This is a genomic window from Prevotella sp. P5-108, assembly GCF_002251385.1.
Lineage (GTDB): Bacteria > Bacteroidota > Bacteroidia > Bacteroidales > Bacteroidaceae > Prevotella.
This window is the reverse complement of record NZ_NPJJ01000059.1, coordinates 1-1,298: the sequence shown is the minus strand read 5'-3', so window position 1 is coordinate 1,298 and position 1,298 is coordinate 1. Positions and strand designations below refer to the sequence as shown.

2 protein-coding genes are annotated in these 1,298 nt (G+C 52.6%); one reads left to right on the top strand and one right to left on the bottom strand.

Annotated elements, in window-relative coordinates; translation table 11 throughout:
- Positions 1–57 precede the first annotated feature (57 nt).
- Complete coding sequence (locus CIK95_RS11855; RefSeq protein WP_094467094.1) at positions 58–432, top strand: hypothetical protein; 375 nt, start codon at positions 58–60, stop codon at positions 430–432.
- A gap of 650 nt (positions 433–1,082) precedes the next feature.
- On the opposite strand, the gene CIK95_RS13375 is transcribed toward CIK95_RS11855, so the two are convergent.
- A partial coding sequence (locus CIK95_RS13375; RefSeq protein WP_216820590.1) for a hypothetical protein occupies positions 1,083–1,298 on the bottom strand: 216 nt, incomplete at its 5' end.

Here is a 1,298-nt window from a genome sequence, read left to right as displayed (position 1 = left end):
CGGGATTAATCCATTAATAACTGCTTCTATTAGGGGTTGATATAAACACAAAAAGCCATGGCGGCTGTTGTCGGCTTCGCCTTTTTGTGGCTGTCGGTGACACCAGTCGGAAAACGAGTTTTCCTCCGTGTCGTCGCCGCCATCCCCAACGCCATGCTTTGCATGACGACAACAGCCGCCACGTTTCAAAAAGCGGCCAGTGGCCGTAAAAAAAGACCGCCTTTGGCGGTAAAAAAACAGCTGATTGTAAGCCCCTCCCTAACCCTCCCCAAGGGGCGGGAATTCGTTCTCGTTGTGTTTGAGGAGGTTGTGGTGCACACCTTCCCCTTGGGGAAGGCTGGGATGGGGCCTTCATTTCGGCTTTTTTCCTTCCCCTTGGGGAAGGTTAGGATGGAGCCTATGGTGGACAGGACGCACCCCTGGCAACTCTGAACCAACGGTCACCGGCGCGGCGCAGTGCGACGCGGAAAGGTAATGGAGTTGCGATTTCATAGCCCAGGGTTGAGGGGCGCAGCACCTCTACCCTGGGTAAGAAACACACCCTACTTAGCTACTCTGAAAGAGTTGCGATTAGCCGAAGGCGTTACCACGGCAGGAATAGCAGCTTGTGTTATTCCATCTATATGACGCTACCGATAGATAATAAGGTAATCATTTTTTTGTACCGGCGCAGCCGGACTTTTTTTACCGCCAACGGCGGACTTTTTGTATTTGCGGCTTTTCAGCCTGCCACAAGGCAGGCGCGGATGGGGGTGGCGGGGAATATCCGAGAGCATGCTCTCGAGATATCTCCCGACACACACGGACGCATAGGGCGAAGCCCTGAAAAGCCACAAATCTTTTTGTATCTTCTTGGGATTGCATATTCAAGGTATATGGGCATATACATTACAAGTAACGCCTACGGCTAAGCGCAACTCCGTCAGAGTTGCAAGGTTAGTTGGTCGCTTACCCAGGGTAGCGTGCTTCGCCCGCAACCCTGGGCTGGGGAAACGCAACTCCGTCAGAGTTGCCAGGGGTGCGCACCGTCCACAATGGGATAGCCATACAGGGTTGTAGGGGCGCACATCATCGACAACAAACTAATTATGTATAACCCTTGGGGACGCACAGTCCATGATGGGATAACCATACATGGTTGTTGAGGCGCACATCATCGACAACAAACTAATTATGTATAACCCTGGGGGGCGCATCATCAACGATGAATTATGGCCCGCAAGCAGCAGCAACTCTGTAGGAGTTGCGATTTCATAGCCCAGGGTTGAGGCGAGCAGCGCCTCTACCCTGGGTAAGAA

Excerpts from the sequence above, each read along its gene's own strand:
- CIK95_RS11855 (WP_094467094.1), top strand. The coding sequence starts at position 58 with ATGGCGGCTGTTGTCGGCTTCGCCTTTTTGTGGCTGTCGGTGACACCA.